At 44.0% G+C, this 7,674-nt stretch carries 8 protein-coding genes; 3 read left to right on the plus strand and 5 right to left on the minus strand.

Going from position 1 to position 7,674, the window contains the following annotated elements:
- Window positions 1–76: 76 nt before the first annotated feature.
- Genes AB4517_RS20905 through phoB form a run of 3 tightly spaced genes read right to left on the minus strand, consistent with a single transcriptional unit; the run spans window position 77 to window position 3,072 of the window.
- Window positions 77–1,054 (minus strand): PstS family phosphate ABC transporter substrate-binding protein, encoded by a 978-nt coding sequence (locus tag AB4517_RS20905; RefSeq protein ID WP_032548820.1) that lies wholly within the window; start codon window positions 1,052–1,054, stop codon window positions 77–79.
- Complete coding sequence (gene phoR, locus AB4517_RS20910) at window positions 1,051–2,349, minus strand: phosphate regulon sensor histidine kinase PhoR (RefSeq protein ID WP_372149776.1); 1,299 nt, start codon at window positions 2,347–2,349, stop codon at window positions 1,051–1,053. The genes AB4517_RS20905 and phoR overlap by 4 nt, the downstream gene beginning before the upstream one ends.
- Window positions 2,350–2,382: 33 nt before the next feature.
- Window positions 2,383–3,072, minus strand: a complete 690-nt coding sequence (gene phoB / locus AB4517_RS20915) for a phosphate regulon transcriptional regulator PhoB (protein ID WP_004735064.1) — start codon at window positions 3,070–3,072, stop codon at window positions 2,383–2,385.
- Between the two features lie 194 nt (window positions 3,073–3,266).
- On the opposite strand from phoB, the gene rdgC reads away from it, so the two are divergent.
- The 3 genes from rdgC (at window position 3,267) to AB4517_RS20930 (ending at window position 6,095) form a co-directional block, all read left to right on the plus strand.
- The gene (gene rdgC / locus AB4517_RS20920) at window positions 3,267–4,181 is read left to right on the plus strand and encodes a recombination-associated protein RdgC (protein ID WP_017062534.1); all 915 of its coding nucleotides are present in this window, start codon (window positions 3,267–3,269) and stop codon (window positions 4,179–4,181) included.
- Window positions 4,182–4,387: 206 nt separating this feature from the next.
- The gene (gene yegQ, locus AB4517_RS20925; protein ID WP_017062848.1) at window positions 4,388–5,806 is read left to right on the plus strand and encodes a tRNA 5-hydroxyuridine modification protein YegQ; all 1,419 of its coding nucleotides are present in this window, start codon (window positions 4,388–4,390) and stop codon (window positions 5,804–5,806) included.
- A 34-nt stretch (window positions 5,807–5,840) separates the two neighbouring features.
- Window positions 5,841–6,095 (plus strand): YfhL family 4Fe-4S dicluster ferredoxin, encoded by a 255-nt coding sequence (locus AB4517_RS20930; RefSeq protein ID WP_004735061.1) that lies wholly within the window; start codon window positions 5,841–5,843, stop codon window positions 6,093–6,095.
- 42 nt (window positions 6,096–6,137) lie between these two features.
- Here the strand turns inward: AB4517_RS20930 and AB4517_RS20935 are convergent, their stop codons facing one another.
- Complete coding sequence (locus AB4517_RS20935) at window positions 6,138–6,446, minus strand: hypothetical protein (RefSeq protein WP_017062536.1); 309 nt, start codon at window positions 6,444–6,446, stop codon at window positions 6,138–6,140.
- Between the two features lie 273 nt (window positions 6,447–6,719).
- A complete protein-coding gene (gene mepA, locus AB4517_RS20940; RefSeq protein ID WP_029235577.1) occupies window positions 6,720–7,559 on the minus strand; it encodes a penicillin-insensitive murein endopeptidase in 840 nt (279 codons plus the stop codon).
- Window positions 7,560–7,674: the final 115 nt, after the last annotated feature.

The raw sequence follows: 7,674 nt of genomic DNA on the forward strand, positions 1-7,674 counted from the left end.
GCTCGGCGCACAATAAAAACAGCTTGCGACGCGCAAGCTGTTCATACGTTTTTTTCTAAGTTTGTCGTAGCCTGAATTAGAGCCCGACTTTTGCCAATTCTTGCTCTGCGAACTCAGACGGTATCGCTAAATAACCATCTTTTTCTACAAGCTCTTGTCCCTGCTTTGAGAATACAAAAGTAAGGAACTCTCTTTCAACGGGAGAAAGCGGTTTATCTGGGTGTTTGTTCACGTATACGTAAAGAAAGCGTGATAGAGGGTAATCACCGCTCAAGATATTCGCTCGAGTCGGCTCTACATAATCAGAACCATGCTCAGCAATAGGAATTAACTTAACGCCAGCGACACGATAGCCAATACCTGAGTAGCCAATCCCACTGATGGATGAAGCGACCGACTGAACGACTGAAGCCGAACCAGGTTGCTCATTCACACGATTTTTAAAGTCACCGCCGCACAGTGCATTCTGTTTGAAGTATCCATAAGTCCCCGATACAGAATTGCGACCGAACAATTGGAATCGATGTTTCGCCCATGGCTGATCGATTCCGAGATCTTGCCAGTTATTGAGGGGCCTTGTTGCTCCGCAGCGTAATGTCTCAGAAAAAATGCCATCAATCTGACGAAAGTTAAGCCCCTCAATAGGGTTATCACGATGCACAAAAAGCCCAATCGCATCGATAGCAACTCGCAGTGCTGTTGGCTTATATCCATGCTCCCTTTCAAATGCTTCAATTTCTCGCAGGCGCATCGGACGACTCATTGGCCCTAGATGTGCAGTCCCTTCGGTTAAGGCTGGAGGAGCAGTAGAAGAACCCGATGCTTGGACTTGAGCGTTAACATTTGGGTAGTAGGACTTGAACTCTTCCACCCATAACGTCGTCATACCCGCTAAGGTATCCGAACCGACCGATAATAAGCTCCCAGAAATTCCCGGAACCTTAGAATAATCAGGAAGAGAATCGACACCCTGTTCGGCATGCACAGGGTTAACTAAAGCAAACGCTAATAATGAGCTGACTGGAAAATGCATCCTGCGTATCGAACAACTCATGATACGGTCAGTCGATTTGGTAAAGTAAAATGGAAACGACTGCCGACGCCCACTTCACTTTGAATTTCGAGATGTGAATCGTGGTGGCTAAGCGCATGCTTTACAATCGCTAATCCAAGACCACTACCACCGGTATCACGAGAGCGGGCTTTATCTACACGATAGAAGCGCTCTGTGAGTCGATGTAAGTGTTGAGGCTCAATACCATCACCAGTATCTGACACATCTAAGCACGCGCCTTGGCTGGTTTGATACCAACGCACTTTGACCGTTGCACCTGCGGGTGTGTATTTAACCGCGTTATAAACCAAATTCGATATCGCACTTCTCAATTGGTCTTCATCGGCAAGAACTCGTAGGCTCTTATCGATATCAAACTCAAGCTTATGTTCGCGCTCACCGCTAAGGCTCGCCGCTTCTTTCTCAAGAACCTCAAGCATCGCCGGAACGTTGACCACTTCATCCAACTCATGCATTGGCGCCGCTTCAATTTTCGAAAGCGTGAGTAGTTGATTAACCAAACTGTTCATTCGATTGAGCTGCTCAGTCATTACGCCATGCGCCTTGGTCCACATTGGGCCAACGATCATGTCTGGATCTTCGGTCATTTCAAGGTAACCTTGAAGGACGGTCATCGGCGTACGCAATTCATGAGAAACGTTAGCGAAGAAGTTACGGCGCATGCCTTCTAACTGCTTAAGCTGGGTCACATCACGTACCACCATCAGGTGTTCCCCCTCGGTATACGGCACAATACGCAGCTCGAGCATACGCTCCACATTCAATGGAGAAGGCATCTCTAATGGCTCAGAGAAATCTTGCTTATTAAGGTACTTAATAAAATCTGGAGTACGAATCAAATTCGAGATCGGTTGACCTGAATCATCTGGCCAACGAAAGCCCAGCAAATACTGAGCTAGCTTGTTACACCAAACGATATTGCCTTCACCGCGAAATACCACAACGGCATCGGGAAGCGATTCTGCACCGTTACGGAAACGGCGGATAAGGTTGGTCAGTTCTTTACGTTTGCGACGCTGTCTCTGCTGCATACGATAAATACCGTTAAACAGAGATTCCCAGTTCCCAGAGCCTGAAGGTGGAGTTAGACGCTTCTCATCCCACAGCCATGCGGACAAACGCATTTGGTTGTGTAGATGCCAGCCGAGCTGCAATACCGTAGCAGTCAGCAGCAACCAAGGTAGGTAACCGAATATCCATCCGACTAAAACCCATGGTGCGTAAAAAAAAGCCAGCTCCCAAGCCAGCTTTTTCCAGGTTAACTTTTCAACCATTCAGGACTCCGTAAACTGGGCAGCGAAGCCACATTAAGCCTTTGTAGAAAAACGGTAGCCAGCGCCACGAACCGTTTGGATTAGCTTATCGTGACCTGCAGACTCAAGCGCTTTACGCAGGCGTCGAATATGTACATCAACCGTTCGGTCTTCAACGTAAACATTGGTACCCCAAACGTTGTTAAGCAGCTGCTCTCGGCTGTATACACGCTCTTGGTGCGTCATAAAGAAGTGCAGCATTTTGAATTCTGTTGGTCCCATATCAACTGGACCTTCACTTGCGGTCACGCGGTGTGATACTGGGTCTAATTTAAGGCCCTGTACATCAATCACATCTTCCAATGCCGTTGGTGTTACACGACGAATCACCGCTTTAAGGCGAGCAACAAGCTCTTTTGGCGAAAACGGTTTGGTAATGTAGTCGTCAGCGCCAACTTCTAAACCGCGAACCTTATCTTCTTCTTCACCACGAGCCGTTAGCATCACCACTGGGATGTTGCGAGTTAACTCTTCACGCTTCATGTGCTTGATAAAGTTTATCCCGCTACCACCAGGTAGCATCCAATCTAGTAATACTAGATCTGGGAAAGGTTCACATAGCTTGTTTACCGCTGTATCGTAATCTTCAGCCTCTACTGCTTGGTAGCCTTTTTGTTCAAGCACGAAGCACAGCATCTCACGAATAGGTGCTTCATCTTCAACGACCAGAATCCTTCTCGACATAATTGAATAGCCTTTGTATTTAATCAACGCATTGCATTATCTGAGTTAATTATGACACTTTTGTGACCTTTGAAAACAAATTTTCATATAACTGTCTCAAACATTTCACTTTATAACTTTTGATACAGAGCTAGGGACAAATCGAATTAGATCTCATATCATGAAGCACTTCTAAAAAGGTATGAGAAAAATTTATGTGGTTTAAAAATTGCCTAGTCTATCGCTTCAACCGTGATATTGATTTCAACGCAGATCAGCTAGAGAAACAACTTGAAGAATTCCGCTTTACTCCTTGTGGTAGCCAAGACAAACAGAAGTTTGGTTGGGTACACGCAATGGGTAGACATGGCGATATGATGACGCACGTATCAGAAAACCGCATTCTTATCTGTGCAAAGAAAGAAGAGAAAATGCTACCCGCTTCTGTGATCAAAGAATCATTGAACGCAAAAGTAGAAACGCTTGAGGCAGAGTCTGGTACCCCTCTGAAAAAGAAAGAGAAAGACAGCCTAAAAGAAGACATCATCATTGATCTACTTCCTCGAGCATTCAGCCGCAGCAACTTCACTTACGCGCTGATCATGCCAAAAGAAGGTTTCATTGTGGTTGATGCGAGCAGCTACAAAAAAGCAGAAGATGTATTAGCATTGCTACGTAAGACAATGGGTAGCCTGCCAGTAGTGCCAGCTATCCCAGAGCAAGCGATCGAAACGACTCTTACAGAATGGGTGAAATCAGGTGATACGCCACAAGGCATCACTATGCTTGATGAAGCAGAACTAAAATCTATTCAAGAAGACGGCGGTATTGTTCGAGTTAAGAAACAAGAACTAGAAGCTGATGAGATTAAAAACCACATCGAAGCCAATAAGATGGTGACGAAACTTCTTATCAACTGGCAAGACCGTATTGAATTCATTCTTGCAGAAGATGGCAGCATCAAACGCCTAAAATTCAGTGATGAGCTCAAAGACGAAAACGACGATATTCCTCGTGAAGATCAAGCTGCGCGTTTTGATGCGGACTTCTCTCTACTTTGTGGTGAGTTCAGTGTTTTCCTTCCAAACCTATTTGAATCATTAGGCGGGTTAACTCAACCTAACGCTTAATCAGTCAAACTATAGGCTCAGGTGCTAACGGTATCTGAGCTTATTTCTCACTAAGTTCTCACTTATATCTGCCTCTAGACCCTCTTGTTAATGTCATTGCTATCTTTAGGGCTATCAACCAAACTCATTTTAGCGTAAAATTTGCGCCCCTTTGATATCACTTGGTGGTATCAACCTGACTTGAGATCAGATTAGAGAACGAAGCAATGACTACACAAAAACCATTTGTACCTGAACTATTATCACCGGCAGGAAGCCTCAAAAACATGCGTTACGCATTCGCCTACGGCGCAGATGCAGTATACGCAGGCCAGCCACGTTACAGCCTTCGTGTTCGTAACAACGAGTTCAATCACGAAAACCTACAAATCGGTATCGATGAAGCTCATGCTCAAGGCAAAAAGTTATATGTTGTATGTAACATTCAGCCGCACAACTCTAAATTAAAAACATTCATTCGCGACCTCAAACCAGTTGTAGACATGGGCCCTGACGCGCTTATCATGTCAGATCCTGGTCTTATCATGATGGTTCGTGAAGCATTCCCTGAAATGCCAATCCATCTTTCTGTTCAAGCAAACGCAGTAAACTGGGCGACCGTTAAGTTCTGGTCAACTCAAGGCGTTGAGCGTGTGATCTTATCTCGTGAGCTATCGCTTGAAGAGATCGAAGAGATTCGCGAACACTGCCCAGAAACAGAGCTAGAGATCTTTGTTCACGGAGCTCTTTGCATGGCTTACTCAGGCCGTTGTCTGCTTTCTGGTTACATGAACAAGCGCGATCCAAACCAAGGTACTTGCACCAACGCTTGCCGCTGGGAATACAAAACAGAAGCAGCGAAAGAAGACGAAAACGGTCAGATCGTTGAAGCAAACCCTACTGGTGTTGCTATTCAAGAAGTAGAAACGCAAGACATTGAAGTTCAAGATGAGCGTCCAGACAACACACTAGGCCTTGGTAAACCAACAGACGAAGTGGTTCTGCTTTCTGAATCACACAAGCCAGAAGAGAAAATGGCAGCGTTTGAAGATGAGCATGGTACTTACATCATGAACTCAAAAGACCTTCGTGCAATCCAACACGTTGAGCGCCTAACGAAGATGGGTGTTCACTCTCTGAAGATTGAAGGTCGTACTAAGTCTTTCTACTACTGTGCACGTACTGCTCAGGTTTACCGTAAAGCTATTGACGATGCAGTGGCAGGCAAACCATTCGATGAAAGCCTAATGGGTACACTAGAGAGCCTAGCTCACCGTGGTTACACTGAAGGCTTCTTACGTCGCCATACACACGATACATACCAAAACTACGAGTACGGTTACTCTATCTCTGACACTCAACAGTTTGTTGGTGAGTTCACAGGTAAGCGCCGTGGTGACCTAGCGGAAGTAGAAGTGAAGAACAAGTTCCTAGTAGGCGACAGCTTAGAAATGATGACACCGAAAGGTAACGTTGTTTTCAAACTAGAAGTTATGGAAAACCGCAAATCTGAAGCGGTCGACGATGCGAAAGGTAACGGTCACTTTGTATTTATTCCTGTACCAGCAGATCTAGATCTAGAGTACGGCTTGCTGATGCGTAACTTGAGCGAAGGCCAAGATACACGTAACGCATCAGGCAAATAATTTTTACTTAAGCGACTTACTTGAGAAGAAAATAATGGCTCTGTTAATTACTGACAAGTGCATAAACTGCGATATGTGTGATCCTGAATGCCCAAATGGTGCAATCACTATGGGCGACAGCATCTTCGAGATCGATCCTGATTTATGTACAGAGTGTAAAGGTCACTATGAAAAGCCAACATGCCAGTCAGTGTGTCCGATTACAAAATGCATCATCACTGACCCAAACCATATTGAAACTGATGACGAGCTACTTGAGAAGTTTGTTATCATTCAAGGCTTGACCTAAAAGAAGAAAGGTTCAACTTAACCATAAGTTGAACCTTTTTTTTCATCCTGATTTTCCGATTGGATAAATATTGCAGAAGAGCTCTTTTTCAAATTGATATTCGAGTCGTTCTCGCCAGTTTATTGATTGAGCTATAGGAACAAGATAAAAGTTTTCCCTGCTGGTATCGGTCACAAATGCCATTCCATACTGCATCAATTCATAGTGAACATCATTTACGAAACTAGGGTCTAAACGTTGTCTGCCTGTTAGCTGATTGATGTCATCTCTTGAAATTGAAATACCCGAGCTTTCAGCGTTGAACCTATGTCTTAACCATTCTGAAAATTCCTTCGCACAAATCATAGTCATAGTCTTATCCTTGAATTATCTATCGACGGGTATCAGACTCTGATTTCGCATACTGCATATAAGCCGCATCTTTCACCCCAAAACACTCAATCCCTGACCAAACCTTGTCAAATTCGCCATCGCCCTTGCTGATACCGTTATTGCTTTTATTAATATCAAACGATGTTCTTAATCTCGTGTTTATAAACTCTAGACAAAAGTGTGATATTTCTCCAGTTTTAGAGTCGAAAAAACCAGTGGCAGTACCACTGTAAAAAGCCTCGATGAACAGGATTACTTATTCGATATCAAGGCCAAACACTGACTTGGCATCACTTTAACTTTTTTCTTTTTCTTAGTTTTCGCTACTTTTTTAGGAGGTGGAACTGGAACAGTCTTTGGAGCCCAACTTGCAAGTTCATCTCCACAACCGTCACCTTTAGGAGGGCTCGCTTGAGCTATGCAGTTTGAACTGCCTTCAGGACACTTTAAACGAACGTGGAAGTGGGAGTGGTGTCCCCACCAAGGTCTTATTTTGCCTAACCAAGCTCTATCATTAGCGTCAGAGTTTTCTTGTTCACAAAGGGTTTGCTTGATCACTGGATGAACAAAAATACGCACCACTTTTTCATCTTTCGCCGCATAACGAATAACTTGAAAATGATCATCGGTCCAATTCGATTCACGCAATTTGTAGTTGGTAAGATCCACAACGCTCACAGGTTTAGGCACAGCTAATTCGTTCTCTGACAACCTCTTACTGGTTAACCTTAGCCATATATCAATATCTAACCCTGTTTGATGACTTGAATGACCTGAAGAAAAGCGCCCTCCTCTGGGAAGAGAAATATCACCGATCAATAAATTAGTATTGAGCTTCTCGCTGGTCGTGACTCCTAACCTCTCAATAAACTTTATAGCTTCTGTATGGCCATAGTAGCGCTCTCTTTGAGGGCGAATGATCTGATACCCCAAACCATTAATAGGCAAAGCCTGCGCGCCGTCTAGACAGCCATTGGCATAGCTTCCAATTGATGAGGGTGAATTTTTAGTAGGGTGACTCTCTTTTTCCCACGAAGTTGCTGATAGAGAAAATGAACAAAAGAATACAACCAGTGCAAAAAAGAACCTCATAATAATCCCAAATTACTGACGCTTACTCATTATATTAGTCGCCATTTAGGATTAGGTGCATATCGTACTTAAGTTTTTGGTGGTAGCTAGTGAATTATACCAATTAAAGTAAAAA

This window comes from Vibrio sp. 10N.222.52.C3 (assembly GCF_041474195.1).
GTDB lineage: Bacteria > Pseudomonadota > Gammaproteobacteria > Enterobacterales > Vibrionaceae > Vibrio > Vibrio crassostreae_C.